Annotated in this window: 20 protein-coding genes; 8 read left to right on the top strand and 12 right to left on the bottom strand. The window is 58.5% G+C overall.

Features of this window, described 5'->3' with window-relative positions:
* Nucleotides 1-24 precede the first annotated feature (24 nt).
* Nucleotides 25-2085, top strand: coding sequence for a S9 family peptidase (locus LJD29_RS00440; protein ID WP_446743778.1), 2061 nt, complete (start codon nt 25-27; stop codon nt 2083-2085).
* A gap of 95 nt (nt 2086-2180) precedes the next feature.
* On the top strand, nt 2181-2645 hold the full coding sequence (locus LJD29_RS00445) for a GlcG/HbpS family heme-binding protein (RefSeq protein WP_446743779.1): 465 nt from the start codon (nt 2181-2183) through the stop codon (nt 2643-2645).
* A gap of 9 nt (nt 2646-2654) precedes the next feature.
* Here LJD29_RS00445 and LJD29_RS00450 read toward each other — a convergent pair whose 3' ends face one another.
* On the bottom strand, nt 2655-3431 hold the full coding sequence (locus LJD29_RS00450; protein ID WP_446743780.1) for a glutaminyl-peptide cyclotransferase: 777 nt from the start codon (nt 3429-3431) through the stop codon (nt 2655-2657).
* A 61-nt stretch (nt 3432-3492) separates the two neighbouring features.
* Here LJD29_RS00450 and LJD29_RS00455 point away from each other — a divergent pair, with 61 nt between their 5' ends.
* Nucleotides 3493-4551, top strand: coding sequence for a dipeptidase (locus LJD29_RS00455; protein WP_446743781.1), 1059 nt, complete (start codon nt 3493-3495; stop codon nt 4549-4551).
* Here LJD29_RS00455 and LJD29_RS00460 read toward each other — a convergent pair.
* From LJD29_RS00460 to LJD29_RS00495, 8 genes are read right to left on the bottom strand one after another with little or no spacing between them, the layout of a single operon-like run.
* Entirely contained in the window at nt 4538-5833 is a 1296-nt protein-coding gene (locus LJD29_RS00460; RefSeq protein WP_446743782.1) for a lipopolysaccharide biosynthesis protein, read from the bottom strand. The two genes, LJD29_RS00455 and LJD29_RS00460, sit on opposite strands and share 14 nt — an antisense overlap.
* Nucleotides 5809-6951 (bottom strand): glycosyltransferase, encoded by a 1143-nt coding sequence (locus tag LJD29_RS00465; protein WP_446743783.1) that lies wholly within the window; start codon nt 6949-6951, stop codon nt 5809-5811. The genes LJD29_RS00460 and LJD29_RS00465 overlap by 25 nt, the downstream gene beginning before the upstream one ends.
* A complete protein-coding gene (locus LJD29_RS00470; protein WP_446743784.1) occupies nt 6948-8228 on the bottom strand; it encodes an O-antigen ligase family protein in 1281 nt (426 codons plus the stop codon). The genes LJD29_RS00465 and LJD29_RS00470 overlap by 4 nt, the downstream gene beginning before the upstream one ends.
* Before the next feature lie 10 nt (nt 8229-8238).
* Nucleotides 8239-9132, bottom strand: a complete 894-nt coding sequence (locus tag LJD29_RS00475) for a polysaccharide biosynthesis/export family protein (RefSeq protein ID WP_446743785.1) — start codon at nt 9130-9132, stop codon at nt 8239-8241.
* On the bottom strand, nt 9125-11407 hold the full coding sequence (locus LJD29_RS00480) for a GumC family protein (RefSeq protein ID WP_446743786.1): 2283 nt from the start codon (nt 11405-11407) through the stop codon (nt 9125-9127). The genes LJD29_RS00475 and LJD29_RS00480 overlap by 8 nt, the downstream gene beginning before the upstream one ends.
* Before the next feature lie 12 nt (nt 11408-11419).
* On the bottom strand, nt 11420-12406 hold the full coding sequence (locus LJD29_RS00485; protein WP_446743787.1) for a GHMP family kinase ATP-binding protein: 987 nt from the start codon (nt 12404-12406) through the stop codon (nt 11420-11422).
* On the bottom strand, nt 12403-13110 hold the full coding sequence (locus tag LJD29_RS00490) for a sugar phosphate nucleotidyltransferase (RefSeq protein WP_446743788.1): 708 nt from the start codon (nt 13108-13110) through the stop codon (nt 12403-12405). The genes LJD29_RS00485 and LJD29_RS00490 overlap by 4 nt, the downstream gene beginning before the upstream one ends.
* A gap of 7 nt (nt 13111-13117) precedes the next feature.
* Nucleotides 13118-14140: an NAD-dependent epimerase/dehydratase family protein gene (locus LJD29_RS00495; RefSeq protein WP_446743789.1), complete on the bottom strand. Its 1023-nt coding sequence runs from the start codon at nt 14138-14140 to the stop codon at nt 13118-13120.
* A gap of 270 nt (nt 14141-14410) precedes the next feature.
* On the opposite strand from LJD29_RS00495, the gene LJD29_RS00500 reads away from it, so the two are divergent.
* Genes LJD29_RS00500 through LJD29_RS00510 form a run of 3 tightly spaced genes read left to right on the top strand, consistent with a single transcriptional unit; the run spans nt 14411 to nt 17005 of the window.
* On the top strand, nt 14411-15382 hold the full coding sequence (locus LJD29_RS00500) for a glycosyltransferase family 2 protein (protein ID WP_446743790.1): 972 nt from the start codon (nt 14411-14413) through the stop codon (nt 15380-15382).
* The gene (locus tag LJD29_RS00505; protein WP_512701057.1) at nt 15373-16242 is read left to right on the top strand and encodes a WecB/TagA/CpsF family glycosyltransferase; all 870 of its coding nucleotides are present in this window, start codon (nt 15373-15375) and stop codon (nt 16240-16242) included. Before LJD29_RS00500 ends, LJD29_RS00505 begins: the two co-directional genes overlap by 10 nt.
* 22 nt (nt 16243-16264) lie before the next feature.
* Complete coding sequence (locus tag LJD29_RS00510; protein ID WP_446743792.1) at nt 16265-17005, top strand: transaldolase; 741 nt, start codon at nt 16265-16267, stop codon at nt 17003-17005.
* Here the strand turns inward: LJD29_RS00510 and LJD29_RS00515 are convergent.
* The 3 genes from LJD29_RS00515 to LJD29_RS00525 form a co-directional block, all read right to left on the bottom strand.
* Nucleotides 16998-17597 carry a D-glycero-alpha-D-manno-heptose-1,7-bisphosphate 7-phosphatase gene (locus tag LJD29_RS00515; protein WP_446743793.1) on the bottom strand — a complete coding sequence of 200 codons (600 nt, stop codon included), beginning with the start codon at nt 17595-17597 and terminating at the stop codon, nt 16998-17000. The two genes, LJD29_RS00510 and LJD29_RS00515, sit on opposite strands and share 8 nt — an antisense overlap.
* Nucleotides 17540-18175, bottom strand: coding sequence for an SIS domain-containing protein (locus tag LJD29_RS00520; protein WP_446743794.1), 636 nt, complete (start codon nt 18173-18175; stop codon nt 17540-17542). The genes LJD29_RS00515 and LJD29_RS00520 overlap by 58 nt, the downstream gene beginning before the upstream one ends.
* A 65-nt stretch (nt 18176-18240) precedes the next feature.
* Nucleotides 18241-19224: a glycosyltransferase family 2 protein gene (locus LJD29_RS00525; RefSeq protein ID WP_446743795.1), complete on the bottom strand. Its 984-nt coding sequence runs from the start codon at nt 19222-19224 to the stop codon at nt 18241-18243.
* Nucleotides 19225-20023: 799 nt separating this feature from the next.
* On the opposite strand from LJD29_RS00525, the gene LJD29_RS00530 reads away from it, so the two are divergent.
* Nucleotides 20024-21394, top strand: coding sequence for a right-handed parallel beta-helix repeat-containing protein (locus tag LJD29_RS00530; protein WP_446743796.1), 1371 nt, complete (start codon nt 20024-20026; stop codon nt 21392-21394).
* A 188-nt stretch (nt 21395-21582) separates the two neighbouring features.
* Nucleotides 21583-23136, top strand: a complete 1554-nt coding sequence (locus LJD29_RS00535; RefSeq protein WP_446743797.1) for a lipase maturation factor family protein — start codon at nt 21583-21585, stop codon at nt 23134-23136.
* Nucleotides 23137-23148 lie beyond the last annotated feature (12 nt).

Genomic DNA, 23148 nt, shown 5'->3' on the forward strand with positions numbered 1-23148 from the left:
TCAAAGGCGATATCCTGAAGAGGTATGCCTGACCGTAATCTTCCCACGCCTCCCGTTGCTGCGATCCGTCACACTGAGAACACGCTCCACAACCACACGCTGGTCGACGACTACGCATGGCTGCGGGAAAAAGAGAGTCCCGAGGTCATCGCTTATCTGAATGCGGAGAATGCATACACCGAAGCGGTGATGCAGCCGACCAAAGAGCTCCAGAAGGATCTGTATGAAGAGATGGTCAGCCACATCAAGGAGACCGATGTCTCCGTTCCCTACCAATATGGAGATTTCTGGTACTACTCGCGGACGGAGCAGGGCTCGCAGTATCCGATTCACTGTCGCAAGCGCGGGAACCTCGACGCGACCGAAGAGATCATCCTCGATGTGAACGAGCTGGCGAAGGGTGAATCCTTCATGGCGGTCGGTGCGCTCACCCTCTCCGATGATGGCAACCTGCTGGCCTTCTCGACGGACAACACCGGCTTCCGCCAGTACACGCTGCACGTAAAAGACCTGCGCACCGGCGAGATTCTTGGGGAAAAGGTCGAGCGCACCGGATCCATTGTCTGGGCAGCCGACAACCGGACGATCTTCTACACGATTGAAGATGAGATTCAGAAGCGCCACTACCGCCTCTACCGGCACACGCTCGGCACTCCGCACGAACAGGACACGATCGTCTTCGAGGAGACCGACGAGCGCTTCAACCTCGGTGCAGGACGGAGCCGCGACCGCAAATACCTCTTCCTCGAAAGCGCGAGCCACACCACGACCGAGGAGCGCTTTCTTGCAGCCGATAATCCGGCGGGCGAATGGACGCTGATCGAGCCGCGCCGCGATGACATCGAATACTACGCCGATCACAGGGATGGCCTGTTCTACATTCGCACCAACGACACGGGCCGCAACTTCCGCCTGGTGACGACTCCAACCGACCGGCCGGCGAAAGAAAACTGGTCGGAGATGATTTCGCATCGCCCTGAAGCCATGCTCGAGGATGTGGATCTATTCGATTCATTCTACGTTGTTTGCGACCGCGCTAACGGACTTGAGCAGCTCCGCGTCGTGCCCTTTGACGCTCCGGAAACCGCGCGCGAAATTCCCTTTCCCGAACCGGTTTACAGCGCCCATCCGCACATCAACCGGGTCTTCTCGACGACGAAATATCGCTACAGCTACCAGTCGCTGGTCTCGCCTGCGTCCGTCTATGAGTATGACGTAGCGACTGGCGACGCGGTTCTGCTCAAGCAGCTTGAAGTTCCAGGCGGATTCGACCGCAGCCTTTACGCCTCAGAGCGCATCTTCGCGACTGCTTCCGATGGCGTGCAGGTACCTGTCTCGCTCGTTTACCGGCGCGACAGGTTCCAGTCCGGCCTGAATCCGCTTTACATCTATGGTTACGGATCCTACGGCTACTCCCTGCCCATCGGCTTCAACAGCAATCGGCTGAGCCTGCTCGATCGCGGAGTGGTGCTGGCCTACGCGCACATCCGCGGCGGCGGAGACATGGGCAAGCCCTGGCACGATGCCGGACGCCTCGAACACAAACTCAATACCTTCACCGACTTTATCGCCGTAGCCGAAGAGCTGATCGCGAAGAAATACGGCGCCCCCGAGCGCATCGCCATAGAAGGCGGCAGCGCCGGCGGACTGCTGATGGGTGCGGTCACGAACATGCGTCCCGATCTCTTCCGCGCGGTTCTTTCGCACGTGCCGTTCGTCGACGTCATGAACACCATGCTCGATGCTTCCCTGCCTCTGACCGTTCCCGAGTACGAGGAGTGGGGCGATCCAAACCAGCCCGACGCCTTTCAGACCATGCTGAGCTACTCGCCCTACGACAACCTCAAGAAGGGCGAATATCCGGCCATTCTGGTAAAGACATCGCTGTACGACAGCCAGGTGATGTACTGGGAGCCGGCCAAGTACGTCGCGAAGCTCCGTACGCTCAAGACCGACGCCCACCCGCTGCTGCTGCACGTCAACATGAGCGCAGGTCACGGCGGCGCATCCGGCCGCTACGACTACCTGAAAGAGATTGCGATGGACTATGCGTTTCTGCTGGGCGAACTGGGCGTAGAAGCCTGACGGCCGTCGTAGTATGATCGGCTCCGCAAACGAACCGCGGTATTTCTGATCGGTTGCGCTGCAGATCAGGGAACGCGGTTCCGGGAGGAGTGCAGGTGATCCGATTGTTGGCCGTGCTTCTGCTGCCTGTAATGGCAGCCCTGGCGAATGAGCTTCCAAACAAGAAGTATCTTGATCTCGACCACATTAAGGTCATGGTTGCCGCCTCAGAGGCAAAAGCAAAAGAACTGAATGTTTCCGTCACGATCTGCGTCGTCGATGAGAGCGGGAATCTTCTCTTCCTTGAGAAGGGCGAATCCGCAACGCTGAATACGATCCAGTTCGCTCAAAAGAAAGCCCGCCATGCGGCTTTCTACGGTAGCCCATCGAAAGACGGCGCAGACACGGTAAAGAATGGCCACACGGAGGCGATGGCGTTTCCCGAGTTTTTCCCAAACCAGGGAGGGTTGCCGATCAAGGTGGATGGGCAGCTGGTCGGCGGAATCTCCGCAAGTGGCGCCAAGTCAGAGATCGATGAGGCGATTGCGCAGGCCGGCCTCGATGCACTTCTGAAAAAGTGAAGGCCGGGCTTACTTCTTACCCGGCACCAGCTTGATCTCGAACAGCTTTGGCCAAAGCTTCCCGGTCACGAAGAGCCGATCGGTTTTCGCGTCATAAGCAATGCCGTTCAGAACGGCATTGCCGCCACTGCCTTCGTATCCTGGCAGGATGCCGCTGAGGTCGATCCAGGCGATCACCTTGCCGGTCGCCGGCGAGATGCGTGCAATGCGATCGGTCTGCCAGATGTTCGCGTAGACCTCGCCGTGAATGTATTCGAGCTCGTTGATCTGGTCGATTGGCTTGCCGTCGTCTGTCACCTTGACGCGGCGGATTTCCTTGAACGTCTTGGGGTCGAGGAAGCGCAGGTAGGGCGTGCCATCGCTCATGATAAGCGAGGTCTTATCGTGGGTCAGTCCCCAGCCTTCGCCGGTGTAATGAAAGGTGCTGATCTGGCGAAAGCTGAAGCGGTCGTAAACAAATCCAAGCTGCGCCTTCCAGGTGAGCTCGATCAACATCGAACCCCAGTCGGTAAGCCCCTCGCCAAAATATTCGCCCGGCAGCTCATAGTGCTGCAGCACCTTGCCGCTCTCCAGATCGACCATGCGTATGGAAGAGTGGCCTTCGAGTCCCGTCCCCTCGTAGAGATTGCCGTCGAGGTAGATCAGCCCCTGCGTGTAGGCTGAGGTGTCGTGCGGATAGGTATGGATCACCTTGTATCCCTCGACTGGCGCAGCCCAGGCGGACACGGAAGACGCAAGCAGCAGAACAGCGAAGAGAGCGGAGGAGCACTTTGCGGAGAGACGCATACGTATTTAAAGATAGCCCATCCACCCGCCAGGCATGAAAAGATGGATAGTGGGACCCACCATGGAGCCGAATCCGCAGACGCCCCCCATCGACATCTTTGACGGCCACAACGACGTTGTGCAGCTTCTTCGTGAATACGCGCCTGAAGGCGTCGATTTCTTAGCTGAAAATACCTCCGGACATCTGGATCTGCCGCGCGCCCGGCGCGGCCGCCTCATCGGCGGATTCTTCGCCATGTGGGTTCCATCGCAAACGACCGGTGTGCCTCCGGTGAGAGCCGGCCACCGGCTGCGGCTTCCCGGAGCTGTCGATTACCCTTTTGCTAAAGCCGCCATCGAGCGCCAGCTTGCTGCGCTAAGAGCACTTGCTGAACGTGCTCCGGAACAAGTTCGCATCGTTGTCACCCCTGCAGAGATCGAACAGGCGCGCAGCGAAGGAATCTTTTCGATTCTGCTGCACATGGAGGGAGCAGAAGCCATTGGACCAGGCTTTGCGGAACTGGATGAGCTTTATGCGAAGGGGCTGCGTAGCCTCGGCATCGTCTGGAGCCGCCCGAATATCTTCGGCAATGGCGTTCCTTTTGCCTACCCGAGTTCACCCGACACCGGTCCCGGGCTCACTGACATGGGCAAGGAACTGGTCAGGCGCTGCAACCAGCTTGGCGTGCTGATCGACCTGGCACACCTCAACGAAAGAGGATTCTGGGATGTTGCACGGTTGACCACCGCTCCCCTGGTGGCTACACACTCCTGTTCACACGTGGTCTGCGCGTCGTCGCGTAACCTGACCGACGAGCAACTGGACGCCATCCGTGAATCTGACGGGTTGGTCGGCCTGAACTTCTCTGTTGGCGATGTGCGCGCGGACGGCATGCCCGATGCGGAAACGCCTCTACATCTGCTGGCCAGGCAATGCGCTTATCTGGTCGAAAAGCTGGGTATCGACCGCGTCGCCATTGGCTCTGACTTCGATGGCGCCACCATCCCGGCGGAGATTGGAAGCGCAGCCGGCCTGCAAAACCTGATCGAAGCTTTGCGAGAGCATGGCTTCGATGATGCTTCCCTGCGCAAAATCGGTTTCGAGAACTGGATGCGGGTACTGCGGCTTACGCAGCGTTGAGTGTTTCATCCCCGGCTGCGGCTGTTTCCTTTCGGCGCAGGTAGAGCAGAACAGACCAGCTGATGAACGCCAGTGCGCCATCGGTCAGCAGACTGGCCACAGCCGCGCCCTGCCACGACCATCGCGGAACCAGCCACCACACCAGCAACAGGTTCAGCAGGGCCGTCGAGACCTGTGTGGCGGTGCGTATCCACTGCGAGGTCGATGCAGTAATCACCGATCCCCACGCGTAGTGCAGCACACGCAGAAGCGGCAGCAGGCATAACCAGCGCAGAGCCGTAACCGATGCAGCGAAGGATTTCCCGAAGAGAATGGGTAACAGGCCAGCAGTGCTGAAGAGAATCACCGCTGTCAGAACCCCATAGGGGACCGTTCGCCGCATCAGGCGACTCGTCAGCAGATCCGCCTCGCGAACACTTTTTCCGCCCGCACGAAAAAGCCGGGGCATCGCAGCGGTATAGAGCCCATAAAGTGGAGCCGTAGCCACATCCACAACCCGATAGGCTGCTGCGTAGATACCTGCGGCATAAGTCATACCGAAACTGACCAGGAATGTCTTATCGATGTCGTTGTAGATCGAGATTGAAGAGTTCGAGAGTGAAAAGCTCAGCCCTTCGCTCAAGTCTTTCCACCTGAGCCGGGTGTAAACGGGCCACCCCAGCTGCATCGTCACCATATAGAGCGCGACCACAGCCACGGTCAGCGGAGAAAGCCAGTAGATCCGCGCCCATGTTCCTGCACTTATCCGATGGTGAACGGCATGGGCGTAGATCGACAATCCACCGGCGAGCGCCGCTCTACCGAGGTTCACGTAAGTTGTTAGCTGGGCGTTCCGCCGCAGCTGGCCGACTCCCTGAAACGCCCGGCTGGCGAGTTGCACTAGTTTGCCGAAGAGTCCATCCGACAGCGCGATCCATGGAACCAGCGGCCGCAGCACCGCAGCAAGCGCGAAGTGTGCAAACCCCATCGATACAAGCAACAGCAGGACGAATCCGTAGACAGTGACACGCAATGCGTGACCCCATGTCGCCGCGAAAGAGCTGTGGTCGCGGCTCAGGTTACGCATCAGGACCATCTCCATGCCACCACTTGAAAACTGGCTGAGAATGGTCACCAGCGCCACCACGCCGACGAACGCTCCATACTCGGCGCTGCCGAGCGTGCGCCCCATCAGCACGAAGTAGACAGCCTGCAGTACGATCGACAGGAACTGGCCGCCGATCACCCACAACGATCCTTTGCGCAGGCTGTCTTCCATCACGATGAGGCTAGCAGGTCGCAATAAATATCCTCGAGCAGAGCGGTCTGCCGGTAGAGATTGAAGCGTCTTTCCGCGTGGTCACGGCCCGCGGTCGATAGCGACTGGCGAAGCCGGGCATCTCTCAATAGATTGAGGATCGCGACCGCCAGGGAGTCACTGTCGCCGGAATTTACCAGCAGGCCGGAGCGGCCATGATCCAGCGCCTCTTCGACACCCGTGCCGCGAAAACCCACGCCCGGCAGGCCCACGGCCTGCGCCTCGCACATCACCATCCCCAACCCTTCGGCGTCTCCGCTGGCTACCTGCAGGCTGGGCATCACCAGCATGCTCGCACGCCCCATCCAGTCGCGTACCTGGCGATGCGTCTGCATTCCGGTGAAGGTATACCGGCGCAGCCGCTGCCGGGCCTCCTCTTCAAGAGCACGACGCAGTGGGCCATCGCCAATCACTACCAGCCGCGCGTCAGGATGTCGTTGCTCAACCTGCTGCATGGCGCGCAATAAAAAGCTGCAGCCCTTGTTTTCGACAAGCCGCCCAGCGAAGAGAACGATCGGTTCTGCTTGCAAAGATCGAATCCCTGGACGAAATTTTTCCAGATCGACTCCGATGGAATGCACACGCAGCTTTTCTTCCGGGAAACCCCGTTCGATTGCCCGTCGACGAATATATTCGGAGACACACAGAAACAGCCTCGCACTCCCCCACAACTCCTGGCGCCTTCGCAGATAAATCCTGCCGGCCGCCGTGCGCTTCATGTGGCTGTCGTCTCGCGTTACATCGTAGCCATGCAGTGTAACGATCATGGGCACGTTCAGACGCCGCTGGATCGGCAGCGCCAGCGCGGCGTCCACGGCAAAGTGCGCATGCAGCAATTGAGAACGCGTCTCCACCAGGGCATCCATAAAGTGCGGAGCATATCGAGTCTCGGCAAAGACTCGCCGGCGAATCTTTGCGCGTAGCGACGCTCCCTCTGAGAGAACCCGCGAAGTCGCATGCTGAAAATCCAGGCTTTCGGGAAGGCGCTTTATCCCGGCAAAAACCGCCTGAAAGATGCGCATGGCGCGGCTCTGCTCGACAAGAAATGCTTCGGACCTAGGCAGCAGCTCGCTGCGGAAGAGCAGCACCCGGCGTTGCGTCATGACAGACCTGCGGCAACCGGTTTGAACGTCACTCTGAAGGCGGGTATTGTTTGCCTCTCGGCACGATGCAGCTCCAGGTTCGCAATCGCGCTGACATAGAGAACCCAGAACAGGCCGTTAAAAGTCAGCAACGCATTTTCGTCGAAATTGAAGAACAGCATGAGGATCAGCAGGTAAAAGATCCACACAACCTGATGGATATCTCCGGAGCATAAAACCGGGAGCAGTCTCCGCCACGCGCGCAGGTAGCTCAATACCCAGAACGAGAGGCCGGCAAGCCCGGTCTCCAGCCAGATCTCGAGAAATCCGTTGTGCGCGTGAAAGACGATAAAGTGCAGTGCGACTACGGTTTTAAATGCCGCGCCTTGCGTGCCGTGCCAGTACGCGGCGTAACCCCAGCCCAGCAAGGGCCTTTCGCGTATCGCCAGAAATACCTGCCGCCAGATATTGGTCCGGCCCGAAAGCGTTGCATCGCGACCCAAGAACTCAGCTATCTCGCGATACCCTGCCGCCGCCACGAGCGCCACTGCCAGGATGAAACATGCTGAGGCGCCGATCAGAAGCATGCGGCTCCGAGCTTCAAGGCGCGCCGCAAGCCACAGCCATACAGCAAGCGATAAGAGGACCGCCGCTGCCAGCCATGCGCTTCGCGATCCGCTCATCAACAGGACCAGGACAAACAAAATCCCGCTCGCAACTCGTGTGAAGGTGAGGCGTCTTTCCGCCAACAGGAGCGCTAATGCCAGCGTCATCATGCGCCCGCAGCTGTTCTTCTGCGTAAAGACGCCCTGCCAGTTCATATGGTGACCAGGAGAGGAGTCGAGTCCCACGGAAGGAACTGCAATCGCCAACACCGCGGAGAAGATCGCCAGAACAATCATGGCGATCCAGAGCAATCGCAACTGCCGCCTCAGCGGGAAGCGCACGGCGAGATACAGACCGAAAAACCCCGCCAGCGCAAAAGGCACCGACCTTCGCACACTGATTGATGGGTATTGCGACCAAATTGTCGAAGCCACTGCCACCGCTGCCAGCGCGCCCGCCCACTGCATCGCTCCAAGCCGGCGCGTTACTCCCTGCAGGTTTAAAAGCAGGAGCAGAGCAATGCCTGCATTCACCAGGATTTGCGAAGCGATGCCTCCGTAGAGAGTCAATCCCGAGGCGGGAGCGTTTGTCATCTCCAGAGCCTGGTTCGGAGCAATGAATGGAATGGCGCCTTGCACGGCGAAGAAAAGCAGAATTGCGACACAGCCCAGTTCTTCGATCGTCATCTTCATCGGCCTGCCCTTACCGGCCTGCATAGATCAGCGCTGAGCTGGCCGAGGTTACAATCGCGCTGGTCCCGATCGCTATGTTTTTGCCGAAGCTGAACGGGATGAAAATCACATCATCCGCAACCAGGAGCTCGTCGGGAGCTTCGCCGCGCTCAATCTCCTTCAACGGCAGATCTCGCTCCTCATACTGGCCGTTATTGTTATGCAGGATGCGCGCACGGCTTTCCGCTGCCGTTTTATTCACCCCCGCCGCCATGGCAATCGCCTGCAGCGCCGTCATGCGTGATTCATTCTGCATGACGTAACCGCCCGGCCTGCCGACATCACCGAGCACGTAAACGATGCCTGCCTTCGGCACGACAATCCTGTCGCCGGGAAAGATCTTCACGTTGGCGTTGAAGGCATCGTCCGCGTGATTCGAGAGAAAGACTTCGACGAGTCCATTGCCACCACTGCGTTCGATGGTGATATGCCTGTCAGCTGTCTCAGTTAGTCCGCCTGCCATGGCCAGAATGTCGAGCAGACTCCGCGCCGTCGTAATGGAGATCGTGCCCGGCTTTACCACCTGCCCCAGCACGGCTACCGTCTGGGTCGCGTACTCTTCGATGAATACCGACACGACCGGATGCCTCAGATATTGGCGATCGATGTATTGTTGCTCGATTGCCGTTGCAGCCTGTTCCGTGTTGAGCCCCTCCACTTTAACGTCACCGGCCATTGGCAAAGTAATCTCGCCCGAATCTCGAACGCGGACTCTCTGTTCGAGATCCGATTCACGTAACACGGTTACATGGAGCAGATCGCCTGGCCCGATACGCAGACTCTCCTGCGGCGCGGCGGCTGGCTCCTGCGCTCGAAGTACCGCGAGGGAAAACAGCAACAGGCAGCACCCAAGACATTTACGCATTCGCATAGCTTCCTTCTCGCGGCTTCATCCCGCGTTTGTAACCGTAGTAGGCACAGTACTCGTCCGAATCGGCAGAGACCCCATTCAGCACGGTGCCCAACTTGGAAGTCCCGGGAAGATTTGCGGCGATCATTCGGTGGCTGCGCTGCACAGACTGCTTGGAGGCGTAACCGTGGCGCACGACCAGCAGCGTCACATCGCAAAGCCGCGAGAGGATCCTTGCATCTGTGACAGGCAACACGGGAGGACTGTCCAGCACGATAAAGTCGTACTCCACGCGCCAGTAGGAAAGCAGCCGAGCCATCGTCGCGGATGCCAGCAATTCCGAGGGCCTGGAAGGTATCTCGTCACCGCACAACAGCGAAAGACCTGGCATCTCGGGATGCCTCCGAATTTGCGGAACATCGCCCGAGAGTGCGCCGGCGAGACCCGAACCCTGGCTCTCGTAAAACTCACGCGATAGCGACGGCCGGCGCAGGTCCGCATCCACCAGCAACACTTTTTTCCCGAGCTGCGTCAGCGCGCCCGCTAGATTTACCGCCATGCGACTCTTGCCTTCGCCGGTAATCGAGCTTGTGATCAACAACGTCTGCGGATTCCCACCTTCCTGTTGCAGGACGGAGGTACGCAGCGAGCAAACCGCTTCGACAAAAGAGGCGGCGTTATATTGCGGACTCTCCGGCAACGCGAGCCTCGGCATTAATTCGCGTCGTTTTCCGAGTCGAGCCAGACTCCGCCTGTTGAACTCCAGGCTAGGAACGACGCCCAGCAATGGAGATCCGAGGAGCCCTTCCAATTCCTCCAACGACTGCACTCTCTGATCCTGCAGTTCCCTCAAGAGCGCCAGGGAAGACCCCATGAGCAGCCCCCCTGCAAGCGCGGCTGCATAATACAGCGGAATGTTAGGGCTGCGCGGATGATCGGGGGGAGGCATGCGCCCCTGATTTACCACCGTCATGTTTGTCGCACGCAGGCCTTCTAGAATACCTGCCTGCTTCAACCTGCCCAGCAGGCCCTCGTAGATGCTGCGGCTTCCATCGGCCTCCTGCTTGGCAAGAACATAAGCCGTTGCACGATCGTTGCTCGCTTCGGCAGCGGCCTTTTGTTTGTCCAGAGCATCCCGCGCGGCCTCCTCGGCCGAAGCTGCGATCTCATAATCGGTTCTGGAGCGCTCGCCGACTCGGTGCGTCTCGTCCTGAATAGACTTCTCTACTCCGTCCAGCTGCGCGTGCAGTTCCGCAATCTTCGGGTAAGCCGGCCCATAGCGCGTTTCATCTTCCGCCAGCTCCGCGCGCAGAGGCGCTTCCTGCGAACGAAGCGTCTGCAGCAATGCCAGCGAGTTCGTCGATGGAGACGCTCCCGCATTTCCCGCCAAGCCGGAAATCAACTCGGGATCTTCGCTCTGCGAGATCCGGTAAATGGCTTCTTTCAAAATGCGATTCGACTCGGCCGAAGCCAGGGTTTCATTCAACGTTTCCAGCCGGCTGAGCATCACGTTGTGACTGCCATCGGCTCCATACATCCCGGTATCGCGCTCCATGCGAACGGCCTTCGATTCCAGATCGTCCGTCTGCTTTTTCAACTCGACCAACTGGCTTCCAAGCCATGTGGAAGCCTGCGCGGTTGCACGATATCTTGCCTGGAAGCTGTAATCCATCAGCGACTGAATCAGGCAGTTCACCACGCTCGCCGCAAGCGCGGGATCCGGGTTGGAATAACTCACATCGATCAACCGCGTGCCCGCGACGGGCGCGACCTTCAGGTGCGACGCAAAGATCTTCAGGGCGACATAACGGCGGTTGGGCGCCTCTTCCAGTGGCACATTGAGCGGCTCTACCGGTTTGCGCCAAAAGAACAGCCAGCCAGGCAGTCCCGGCCCCGCGGCCCGCTGTGGAAAATAGTCCGCCGTAGGCTCGAGCTTCATTTCGCGGATGACGTTGAGCGCCAGCGTATCCGAACGCAAGATGTTCGCCTGCGTTTCAAGCGTCACGCTGTAGTCGAGTGAGTCCTCCGCAGTTGGCATATCGCCCGTCACACTCGTATCCAGTCCGAAGACTCCAGGCGACTCCTTCTGCACCTCGATCTGGGCGCTTGCCATGAAGCGCCGTGTCGCCAGGATGCAATAGATACTCACAAGCACCAGCATGGCTGTGATCGTCCAGCCAATCCATGCGCGCCTGCGGCGCATGATCGCAAAGATGTCGATCAGCGTCCATTCCCTGCGCTGAAAGCCCGACGGATCGCCGTTCTCGAATGCGCGCACCTGAGATGCCACCCGTATTACCCCTTACGCATTTCGCGTTAATACAACCGATCCGTCGAAGTCGAAGCTGAAATCCATTTCGCTCAGCCCTGCCCTGGTCATCGTGTCGCGCAGGCGCCGCCGGTCGTTTGTCTGAAACAGAAGGAAACCGCTGCCGCCGGCGCCGACCAGCTTGCCGCCGGATGCTCCGCCTTCGTTTCGTGCCAATGCATAGAGCTCGTCAATTTGCCGGTTGCTCATTCCAGCGGAACGGCTGCGCTTGCGCAGCCAGTGCTCATGCATCAGCGGGCCGAAGCGATCGACCGCACCCGCCTCGAGTGCCGTCGCAATTTCGCGGCCCAGCTCCTTAGTGAAATGCAGGCTCTCCAGCATTCCCGCATCACCAACCTCCGACCTAGTCTTCTGGTCGGCTAGCAGGCCGGACGCTGAACGCGTGTAACCCACAAAAAAGAGCATCAGAGAGTCCCGTAGTTCCAGCAGCGCGCTTGCCGTCATCTTCAGCGGAGCAACCGAGACCCCGCCATCCGGCATATAGTACTGGCACATCAGGCCGCCGAATGCGGCGATGTACTGGTCCTGCTTACCAACCGGCTCGTTCAGCCTTTCCATCTCGATCGTGACCGCTTCACGAGCCAGGATGTCTGCGGTCACCGGCTGCCGTTTGTAGGCGTGAAGCGCGTGCACCAGCCCCACAAGAAATGTTCCGGACGATCCCAGTCCAGTACCAGCCGGCACATCCGCCACACTGACTATTTCAAGCGGCGCGGGGATATCGTGCATCCTGATGGCCTCGCGCAGAAGGGGATGCCGGATAGCATCAACAGACTCAGCGTGCTCGACCTCGGAATACTTCAGAAAATATCCGGGCAAAAAGCTGCGATTGATCGTGATGTACACGTACTTCGTAATGGCCGCGGAGATCACGAAGCCGCCAAACTCGCGATAGTAGGAGGGCAGATCTGTTCCGCCGCCGCCAATCGATATGCGCAGCGGGGTGCGCGTCATGATCATGCGCACACCGCTTTGGCCAGCAGCATCGCATTTGTCTCCTCTATTCCAGAAAGCGAACCAATCTCGTAAAACCGTTCACCGGCTTCAAAGCAGGCCATGTCGCCGCTTTCGACCAGTTCCTTCTGCAAATCGCCGAGATCGAATGGCTCTTCAGCAGCGGAGGCCGCAAACGCTCGCGGAGTAAAAAGGCTCAGCCCGTAATCGATGTGCCGCATTGCCGCAACAGCTTTGCGCTTTTCATAGCGAACGATCTTCCCGGCAGAGAGCTCGACATTGCTTGCACCCCAGCGTCCTTCATTCGCAAAAACGGTCATCAGAGCCGGCTTACCTGCAGCCTGAAATGCGTCCACCACTGGAGCGAAGGGCACAGTCAGATAGCTGTCCCCGTACATCACCCAGAAGAGCTCGCCGAGCAGCGGCAAAGCGCGACGAACGGCTCCGCCTGTGCCGAGCAGATCGGGACCGTCGCAGGAATAGCGCAAGCGACATCCGAAGCGGCTTCCGTCTCCCGCAAAGTCCTCGATCATGTCTCCGAGATGCCCGCAACAGATCACAACATCCTCGACTCCTTCGCCGGCGAGACGCCGAAGCTGGTGCGCCAGAAACGGCTCGCCGGCGACGGGCAGCAGCGACTTCGGCACACTCGCTGTCAGCTCTCCCAGGCGTGTTGCCAGCCCTCCGGCGAGCAGGGCCAGAGAGGGCATTCCTCCATCAGTTCGCAAGAGCCGGTTCCTCCAAAGGGTGCTTGCCCAGCACACGCTCATCCGCAGCCATTTCACGCAGCGATGCAGCCACTGCCTCGCGGCTATTCCGCTTCGGGGACCAGCCCAGCGACCGCAGACGGGTAGTGTCGAGCCTGACGACCGGAACGTCACCTTTCCAGCCCCGATCCCCGCCGGTGTAATCGAAAAATGGTGGGTTGCGGATTCCAAGTACAGCCACTGCCATCCGCGCAATCTCCGTCACCGTCACCGCGTCCTCGGTGCCAACGTTGTAGACCGCAAATCCTGCACTCGTATGCTGCCCGGCGTGCAACACGGCCTCGACTACGTCCGACACATGCACATAGTCCTTACTCTGCCTGCCATCGCCCATGATCCTCAGCTGCGATGGATCTGCCGCGAGCCTGCGCAGAAAGTCATAGCCGACACCGTGAGTCTGCCGCGCGCCCACAACATTCCCAAAACGGAATGCGCAGGCATTCATCCCGAACATGGCTGCATAACTCGCGATCAATGCTTCACCCGCGAGCTTGCTGGCACCGTATGTCGAAACCGGTTGTAGCGGACCGCTTTCTTCGGTCCAGGGCAGTTTGTCCAACTCGCCATAGACGCCGCTGCCTGAGGCATATAGCAACATGGAAGCACGCGTCCTGCGCATCGCCTCGACAACATTGTTCGTGAGAAGAGTGCCCTGGTAGAAGTCGATCTCAGGGTCCGTAGCCGCCCGCGCAATGTCGGGGTTGGACGCCAGGTGAATCACAGTTGCATGGCCGCGCATTGCTTCGACCAGCGACTCCAGCGCTCCGGCCTCTCCGTGGATCACATGCAACCGTGCATCTCCGCGAAGCTGGTGATGTTCCAGGTGCCAGTGGCGGCCTGACGAGAAGTTGTCGTAAACCGTGACCCGCTCTGTTTCCCTTTCGGAGAGCAGTTTGTCGACAAAGTGGCTCCCGATAAAACCGGCGCCTCCTACAACAAAATACTTCCCATTCTGAAACTTTGCTTCCCGCATCCAACTCTCTCCCAACTATCGTGGACGGCTGATGTTGCATGACCGGAGTAATTACACGCACGAATACACAGGTAATTCGCAGGTTTAGATATCTATTTTCAGTTCTTGTTTTGGGAAAATTTAGCATTCCCGTTTCAGGCGCGAACAGATTACCGAAGTTAGGAATTCTTATCTTCCGTTCATTGACCTTACTTGTGAAAGATTTCATATATACGCATACGACACCGTTACAAATTGAAACGCACTGCGACAGGCGGTAGCGAGGGATGCATGGGAACACTGATTACAGTAGGCATACCGGTCTACAACGCGATGCCTTACCTTCCCGAATCAGTCGAGAGCCTGCTTTCGCAGAGCTCCAGTGCATTTGAGATTCTGGCAATTGTCGATGGGGCGACAGACGGGAGCCTTGATTACCTGCAGTCCATTCGTGACCCGCGGCTCCGCGTCCTCACTCAGCCCAATCTGGGAATTACACGCACACTCAACCGCATGCTGAGCGAATGCCGCACGCCATGGCTCATGAGGCAGGATGCAGACGACATCTCGCATCCACAGAGGGTTGCGAAAACAATCGAGGCGATCCATCTTCACCCACAGGCGGGCATGTTCTATTCGCTGGCGAACTATCACCCAAGACACCGGGCTGTTGGCAGCTTTCGCTGCTCGCGGGGCAGCCCGGAGGATCTCCGGGCCATCGTCCGATCCGGGTATCTGCTTGCCATCTGTCACCCGACCGCTACGCTCAACGTGCAGAAAACCACGATGCTTGGCGGCTACCGTCTTGGCCTGCACAACGAAGACGCCGATCTCTGGTGGCGCTTGGCGCTCGAACACGACATACACTGCATCCCTGAGGAACTGGTCGGCTTTCGACAGAACCCGGCGAGCGTCAGCACGCTCAACCTTGCCGGGCAATTCGTAGCCGGCCTTTACGTTCAATACCTTCTGCTGTCGCATCTGTGGAAGCGCACGCCTCGAGCGCTGGGAGAGATTCGCGGCCACCTCGAACACCTCTCGCCGGCCGGCCATTTCCTTGCCAAGCAGTGGCTGCGCGACTTCAACATGCACATGGCAGAGGGACGACATGCTTTGGCAGCAGCAGCATTCCTTGCAGCGATCGGGACTTCACCGCGTTATGTGTGGGATCGCACAAAGGACGAGTTGTTTTCTTCGAGGCCGATCGCAAACGGAATTCAACCGCAACGATTTCTTGAACTGGACAAAGCGATATGGGGCTGAGTGCAAAACCGTTTCCGCTTCCGGCCTCTCTTCCACTTCCCCGCCCTGAACGACTGGCGCTAAGTGGCATTCCGATCGATCGCATGACAATGAGAGATACGGTTGCCTGGGTCATCCATGCTTTGCGCCACCGGGGAACGCGTACACCTCTATTGTTGATGGGGCCGAATGCTCAACTGATCACCCTGGCTAACCAAAACTCCGAATTTGCGGAAGCACTACGCACGGCGGATCTGAATGTCGCGGACGGCATTTCGATTGTGCTCGCCGCACGCCTGCTGGGCCAGCCTGTTCCAGAGCGGGTTACCGGCGGCGAGCTTATGGAGCAGCTCTGCGCAGAAGCTGCCCGGAACGATCTCAGTGTCTTCTTTCTCGGCGGACTGCCGCATGCCGCTGAACTTGCCGCGAAGAACCTTCAGCGGCGGTATCCCGTGCTGAAGATCGCGGGCAGCTATTGTCCGGCACGGGGGTTTGAAACGGATAGCATGGAATCGGCGCATATTCGACGCCTGCTGCACGATGCGGCGCCCGACCTGCTCTGCGTTGCCTTCGGCGCGCCAAAGCAGGAGATCTGGATGCACCGCAACTGCCGGGCTCTTCCCATCGGGGCTGCACTTTCCGTCGGCGCCGCCTTCGACACGCAGGCGGGACTGAGGAAACGCGCCCCGCGCTGGACGCACGGGCTGGGCATTGAGTGGCTTTACCGGCTGGTCCGCGAACCGAAGCGGTTATGGCGCCGGTACCTCATCGGCAATCCACACTTTCTCTACCTCGTGCTGCGCCAGATCTTCATGCGACCGGAGCCGCACCTTCCCCAAACGCCTTCCTTTTCCGATACCCGCGACTCGCTGCATAGCTGAAATCTTCGCCTCGAGGACATACATGCCTAGTATTGAAAGTCTCCGTATCAAGCTCTTCAGTGATGGAGCTGACCTGGCAAGCATCATCGCTCTCTCCTCGCATCCATGGATCCGCGGCTTCACCACCAACCCATCGCTCATGCGCAAAGCAGGCGTTCTCGACTACGAACGCTTCGGACGTGAGTTGCTTGCATCCGTACCAGACAGGCCCGTATCTCTCGAGGTATTTGCTGACACGCCGGAGGAGATGGAAGCGCAAGCCGCGGCGATAGCCAGCTGGGGAAAGAACGTCAACGTCAAGATTCCCGTTACCAACCAGGCCGGAGAATTTATGGGGCCGCTTATCCGTCGCCTGTCGCAGGCCGGCATCGCTGTAAATGTAACCGCCATCATGACAATTTTCCAGGTCGAAGCCGTGGCCGAGGTTCTTGCTCCGGCGACCCCTGCCATTGTCTCAGTCTTTGCCGGCCGCATTGCCGATACCGGCGTCGACCCCGTCCCGGTGATGCAGCAGGCGGCGGCGATACTTCGTTCACGCCCTTGCGCGGAGTTGTTATGGGCGAGTCCGCGCGAACCGCTGAACATCTTCCAGGCAAATGATGCTGGCTGCCACATCATCACCGTTCCGCCCGAGATGCTGCAGAAGCTGAACCTCATCGGCAAGGATCTCAGCGACTACTCCCGTGAAACCGTCAGCATGTTTTATCGCGACGCCCTCGCCTCCGCTTACCGTATCGAGACGCCATCGCCGGCCCTTATCTGATCTTTCGGCCGCGTTCCGTCCTGAGGATAATCTGCGACGCATGCCGCAGGTCACGAGCAACCGGCACCTCCGCGAACTCGACCGGCGATTCTGCAATCAAGATGGCCGCAACGCCTGCGTCGCGGCCGCAGGCGATGTCGCTCCAACGATCGCCGACCATCCAGGAACTCTCTCTGTCGATGCCGTATTCCGCGATGGCCTTCTCCAGAAAGTAAGGAGAGGGCTTGCGGCATTCGCATGGCCCTGAATAGCCCTGCGTTATCCCGGCGGGATGATGGAAGCAATAATAAAACTCTACGAAGTCGATTCCGCTTCTCTCGAGTTCGGCCTGCATACGTTCATGGATCGCGTGTAATTCCGCGAGCGAAGCCTTGCCCTTGGCATGATTGGGCTGATTCGAAACCAGAAACAGCAGAAACCCCGCTCGACGAAATGCGAACATGGCCTCCAGCGCGCCGGGCAGAAAGCGAAACTGCCCGGCGGTCAGAGGCGACTCCATCTCCCCGGTTGCGGGGTTGAAGACGTTTTCGTTGATTACGCCGTCGCGATCAAGAAAGACCGCTCTGTGCCCTGAAGCATCGTCTGCTCCCATTTCATCTCATTCTTTCTGAGCCGCGGATGCGAAACGATCAGGTGCCAGATGACCGCCTGGAAGGATTCAGCGTGCGCGGTCACGGTGTCTTCCGAGATGGTCGGGATCACCACGCAGGCATCTGCCACGCGGGCTGTGTAACCGCCGTCCCGGCCGACAACGCCGATCACCTTAGCGCCGACCCGACGGGCCAGCATCAGGCTCTCCACGATGTTTATGCTCACCTTCCGCTCAAGGCTTCCGCCGCCGACCGAGAAGATGAAAAGAGCATCCGATGCATTGAGACGGCTCACTTTGAGCCAGTTGACATAGCAGCTCTCCCACCCGTCGTCATTCACGCGGGCCGTCAGCTCCGATACGTTATCGCTGGGCGCATAGGCCTCAATACCCGCGATCTTGCGAAAGTCGTTTACAGCGTGGCCCGCATGGCCGGCGCCTCCGCCTACGCCAAGAATGAAAAGCCTGCCGCCCCGCGCGCGCACGTCGCATAGCAACCCGATCATTTCCTCAATCTGACTGCGGTCGACAACACGTGCGATCTCTCCCACTTCCTCCAGATATTTCTCCGTGTACTCCATGCGCTGACACCCTGCTCCTTTATTTGAGTACCGCCATTTCATCTATGAAGATGTTCCGTACACCCTCAGCTATCCAAGAGAGAAAAAGTATCAGGTCTCCACCGAGGTCCGCCGAGTCCGGCGGGATTGCCGCGCAGTCGCTCACGCAGACGCCTGCGTACCGGTCCTGACGCGGCGAAGAACGCAACGACCCACAACACCGAGCGAAAGGTCGGCTTCCCCTTAAAGAGAAACTCCACACCAATGCTGCGTAGAGCGCGCCAGCCTGCACGACCCTTTGCAGCACGCGAAATGCACTCCGTGGCGAGGAAGAACGAATACGCGCGGGGCGTGAAGTATTCCCTCATCTGCTTTGCCCATTCGAGAGAGAACTCCCAGTCGAGAGCGCGGCTCGTACCTGGGCGTCCATCTTCCACCCGGAACAAAGTAAGGACTTCGGGAGACATGTGGAAAGAGACCCCTGACACACGAGAGACACGCAACAGCCAGTCCCAATCCTGATGCCGCTTCAGCCCCGTACGAAACGGATGCTTCATCAGCAGCTCCCGCCGGGCAAGAAGGGTGGAGGTCTGCATCATGTAAGCGCCCTCTGCAAAGCTCGAACGGCAGAAGAGAGCTTCGCTGATCGGCGTCTCCTGATGGAAGATTCTTTGTGGAGCGACATGTCCGGCATACGGGCTTTTGGCCAGCAGACGCGACGACATCACGGGCATCCCCTTCAATTGCTCCGCCGCAGCGACCTGGCGTGCAATCTTTTCCGGCAGCCATTCATCGTCGTCATCAAGAAAGGCGATCCATTCCCCGCTGGCCGCGCAGACACCCCGGTTCCGCGCCTCCGAACCGCCTACGTTCTGCTCCAGCACAATGACACGCAGGCGTGGATCAGCGAAAACAGCCAGCTCGCGCTCGGTCGTCTCGTCTCTTCCATCGACGATGACGATCACCTCGAGCAGGCGATATGTCTGGCGCAAGGCACTCATCACGGCCCGGCATACCAGCACCGGGCGGTGATGCGTAGGAATCACAGCTGTAACCAGCCCCCTGCTCACCTCAGGCGCACTCCCTCCAGCCACCGCCGGAGCGATGGTCCAACCACCTAATAAGTTTTTCTGTAAAAGTGACTTCAGCTTAAGTCCTACTGATCGAAGACTAATAGCTGCTGCATTGACTTCCCTCTCACTTAAGTAATGGACCGCATGACGGTGTTCCGAAGTGAAACCGTCTCCGTATCCCTTTCCAAAATGAGACTGCAATGCATTACTTTTGCCGACGACTCGACACCTTGGGCGGCATCTTTTTCGTGAATGAGCTACGCTTCCTGCCGCATACATCCAGAGAACGATGGTTCACACTGAACATCCCATCGTGCAGCGGTTTAATGGATGGCCGGGTTGCGCAAAGACCCGGAAATCAATCCCACGAATGTGTGTGTCGCAGTTTCATAACATCCGATAACATCCCATTGAAAAGATACAGACGGCACGCGCGTAATCAATTTCTGTTTTGCTGTGTTCCTGTTCCTCTTCGCCTCCGGTACAGGCGATCCCATGCTGCCAGCACGCGCTTCAGCCTTAACGGAAAGCCAAAGGAATTAAGATGATCCGCATTTCCCGGATACTGTGTCGTCCTGCATCAGGTCTGCTGCTGCCGGTTCTCGTTCTTCTTCTCCTTACCGGCAATCTGACCGCAGCCGCCCAATTCAAGCACCTTGATCGCCGTAGCGCGGGCATCCGTTGTGCCCTAGGTGTATCGACAAACCCGGCCCATTCCCATGCTCCGCTGCCCTCAAATCATACGCATCGGATGACCTCAACCGTCTGACTCCCGGGTCAGCTTCAAAGGAGATACATGACACCCCATCATCGGATTCCCTGCCATTTTGCGCTACACCTGTTGCCTGCGTTCTTCCTGCTGCTCGTTGCCGGCAATCTGCATGCAATCACTCGTTGTGTCGATTCCCACGGCAAGAAGGGTTGCTACTCCACCATTGCTTCAGCTATTGCCGCCTCCGCGACCAGCGGAGATGTAATCGAGGTCGACCAGGGAAGCTATGCTCCCGTGACCATCACCAAGTCCCTTACACTGACGGCTGCTCCAAACGCGAAGCCAGTCATCAATGCAAGCGGAAAACCTAACGGCGTGGTAGTAGAAGGCGGCGCAAGCTCACCGGACTCTGTACTCACGAATGTCGTTGTGGCCGGCTTTGAGATCGAGGGAGCACAACTGGAAGGCATACTGGTGCTCAATGCAACGAATGTGACCTTGCTCGACAACTACGTTCACGGAAACGACAAGGCGCTTGACCCCTCCGCTGGAACCTGCCCCGGCCTGCCGGCACTCACTGAACCGGATGAGCAGGTGGATTGCGGAGAAGGTATCCATCTCATGGCTGTAAGTTCTTCGTCTGTGCTCCGCAATCTTGTCGAGAATAATGCCGGCGGCATTCTCATTTCAGACGAGACCGGCGCATCCACCGGCAACCAGATCGCAGGCAATGTCGTTCGGGATAATGACTATGCAGCGGGCATCACGTTGGCCAGCCATCTGCTCCCACCGGACAGCGGAATCATCACGCTCAGTCGAGGAGTTTCTTCCAATGTGGTCACACACAACGAACTCGATCACAACGGAACCTCGACAGGCGGCTCGGGGGTCAGCATTCTCGCGCCCGCAGCTGGATCCATTACACTCTCCAACCACGTGATGTACAACGAACTGCACGATAATGGTGGCGCGGGTGTAAGCATCTCCAATCAATCCGTCGACGAGCACAGTTTCGGAGTGGCTCTCGACGGCAACACCATCATCGGCAACCACATCCATGACAATGGATCTACTGGTGCGAGCTCGGAGTCCGTGGGCGTCAGCATTCATTCCCTCCAACCGATCACCGGAACAGTCGTCGAACAAAATGAGTTCCGCAATGAGTCGATCGCTATCGCATTCGGGGCCTCGGCAGGAAGCGCACTGACTGCTCACTTCAATGACTTCATCGGCCGAGGGGTAGGCATCATGTATTCGGGGGGACAGCCGACGAGTCCGATTTCTTTCCCTCCGTTTACGGTCGACTCCAGCTATAACTGGTGGGGCTGCGGCAACGGGCCTTCCACTCAGTGCAGATCCATCACCAGTTCGGGCGAACTCTTTCCCGGGCAGATCTATAAGATCATTACCAGCCCTGCTCTAACCAGCCAGTTTGACCTGAATATCAAGTGGTAACGGCTTTGCGCGCAGCGGCGGGATGCATTCCGTTGCTGCGCGTAGAGGTATCATGGGCACGGCGCAGACGACTCGAATATCTGCACTCGGGCTTTTTCTACTGAGCACTGAAATCCTTTGCACGGCACGCCCGTTCGCGCCATCCATAGAAAGAGATGGAACATTCCCCTACGAGCGTCTTACGATTCTTGTTTGGATCCGACCCGCAAACGGCATCGCGGAACCGGCTCCTGCCGAGATGGATCTTCCTGCGCGCTCTCGCGGCGATTTATATCTCGGCCTTCTATTCGCTGCTCTTTCAAATCAAGGGATTGATCGGGCCGAATGGGGTTCTGCCTGCCGGACAATATCTTACGGCGGTCGATCGCTCCTTTCACGCTACGCGCTTCTGGTTTGCACCCTCGCTGCTTTGGTTCACGTCAACCGACCGAGCACTGATGGCGCTTTGCTGGATTGGTATGCTCGCAGCATTGGCGGCATTCGCGAACCTGTGGCCACGGCTCAGCTTCTCTGTTGCCTGGATCTGCTTCTTGTCGTTCGTTGCGGCTGCCGGAGATTTTTCCGGATACCAGTCGGACGGCATGCTGCTCGAAGCCGGATTCCTTGCTCTCTTCTTCGCACCTTCAGGTTTTCGTCCGGAATTGGGAGCAGCCACACCACCTTCAAGAGCAAGCCTGTTTCTATTGCAGTGGGAGTGGTTCCGAATTTATTTTGAGTCGGGCATGGTCAAGCTGCTGAGCGGCGACCAGCAATGGCGGCACCTTACGGCCATGAACGAGTACTACCAGAACGGCCCCCTGCCGACCTGGATCGGCTGGTACGTTCAGCACCTGCCGGAGTGGTTCCACAAGGCGAGTGCCGCTGCCACGCTGGGCATGGAGCTGCTGATCGTCCTGCTGCTCTTCTTTCCGCGCCGGCTGCGGCTGATCTGCTTCCTGATCGTAACGCCGTGGGAGATCGGAGTGATCCTCACCGCAAACTACACCTTCCTTAACTATCTGGTTCTGATGCTCGGCTTCCTGCTGCTCGATGATGGATATCTTGGGCGCCTTTTGCCCGCTCGATTCCGCATCGCGCCAATCGCTCCGGTGCACGAGGAACACGATGCGCCGAGGCTTTCTCCTCTTGCATCGCTGAAGCTTGCTGCGACTGCGGTCATGCTCACGTGGATAGCCTACGCCACGACCGCGGAGCTTATCAGGATGCCGCTTCCACAACTTCGCCTGCCCGATGGGCCAGTGCGTGCGCTCGAACCGTTTCGTATCGCCAACCGTTACGGGTTATTTGCGGTAATGACGAACGGCCGTTATGAAATCGAGTTCCAGGGATCGAACGACGGCAAGACCTGGACGGCGTACCCTTTTCGTTACAAGCCGCAGGCGCTCGATGGACGGCCCGGCATCTATGCTCCATATCAACCGCGGTTCGACTGGAACTTATGGTTCGCCTCGCTGGGTGACTGGCGGCAGAACAACATCGTTCCGCTCACCGAGGAACGCCTGCTCGACAGCAGTCCGCAAGTGCTGAGTCTATTTGCAGGAAACCCCTTCGCTGGCGCTCGGCCGCGTTATGTTCGTGCGGTGCTATGGCAGTATTGGTTCACCTCAATGCAGGAAAAGCGTACAACCGGCAACTGGTGGCGACGAAATTACCTCGGCATCTATGCGCCGGTGCTCACGCGCCGGCCTGATGGGCAACCTGCGGTCGTGCAGTGGCCTGATGAACTGCCCGAGCACGATTGAGACATAATCAAG

Origin of the sequence: Silvibacterium acidisoli, from assembly GCA_022870745.1 — a bacterium.
In the GTDB taxonomy this organism is placed as follows: domain Bacteria; phylum Acidobacteriota; class Terriglobia; order Terriglobales; family Acidobacteriaceae; genus Silvibacterium.

Excerpts from the sequence above, each read along its gene's own strand:
- LJD29_RS00475 (WP_446743785.1), bottom strand. The coding sequence starts at position 9,132 with ATGCGTAAATGTCTTGGGTGCTGCCTGTTGCTGTTTTCCCTCGCGGTA.
- LJD29_RS00470 (WP_446743784.1), bottom strand. The coding sequence starts at position 8,228 with ATGAAGATGACGATCGAAGAACTGGGCTGTGTCGCAATTCTGCTTTTC.
- LJD29_RS00495 (WP_446743789.1), bottom strand. The coding sequence starts at position 14,140 with ATGCGGGAAGCAAAGTTTCAGAATGGGAAGTATTTTGTTGTAGGAGGC.
- LJD29_RS00510 (WP_446743792.1), top strand. The coding sequence starts at position 16,265 with ATGCCTAGTATTGAAAGTCTCCGTATCAAGCTCTTCAGTGATGGAGCT.
- LJD29_RS00490 (WP_446743788.1), bottom strand. The coding sequence starts at position 13,110 with ATGCCCTCTCTGGCCCTGCTCGCCGGAGGGCTGGCAACACGCCTGGGA.
- LJD29_RS00465 (WP_446743783.1), bottom strand. The coding sequence starts at position 6,951 with ATGACGCAACGCCGGGTGCTGCTCTTCCGCAGCGAGCTGCTGCCTAGG.
- LJD29_RS00455 (WP_446743781.1), top strand. The coding sequence starts at position 3,493 with ATGGAGCCGAATCCGCAGACGCCCCCCATCGACATCTTTGACGGCCAC.
- LJD29_RS00505 (WP_512701057.1), top strand. The coding sequence starts at position 15,373 with ATGGGGCTGAGTGCAAAACCGTTTCCGCTTCCGGCCTCTCTTCCACTT.
- LJD29_RS00530 (WP_446743796.1), top strand. The coding sequence starts at position 20,024 with ATGACACCCCATCATCGGATTCCCTGCCATTTTGCGCTACACCTGTTG.
- LJD29_RS00485 (WP_446743787.1), bottom strand. The coding sequence starts at position 12,406 with ATGATCATGACGCGCACCCCGCTGCGCATATCGATTGGCGGCGGCGGA.
- LJD29_RS00440 (WP_446743778.1), top strand. The coding sequence starts at position 25 with ATGCCTGACCGTAATCTTCCCACGCCTCCCGTTGCTGCGATCCGTCAC.
- LJD29_RS00500 (WP_446743790.1), top strand. The coding sequence starts at position 14,411 with ATGGGAACACTGATTACAGTAGGCATACCGGTCTACAACGCGATGCCT.
- LJD29_RS00520 (WP_446743794.1), bottom strand. The coding sequence starts at position 18,175 with ATGGAGTACACGGAGAAATATCTGGAGGAAGTGGGAGAGATCGCACGT.
- LJD29_RS00515 (WP_446743793.1), bottom strand. The coding sequence starts at position 17,597 with ATGGGAGCAGACGATGCTTCAGGGCACAGAGCGGTCTTTCTTGATCGC.
- LJD29_RS00450 (WP_446743780.1), bottom strand. The coding sequence starts at position 3,431 with ATGCGTCTCTCCGCAAAGTGCTCCTCCGCTCTCTTCGCTGTTCTGCTG.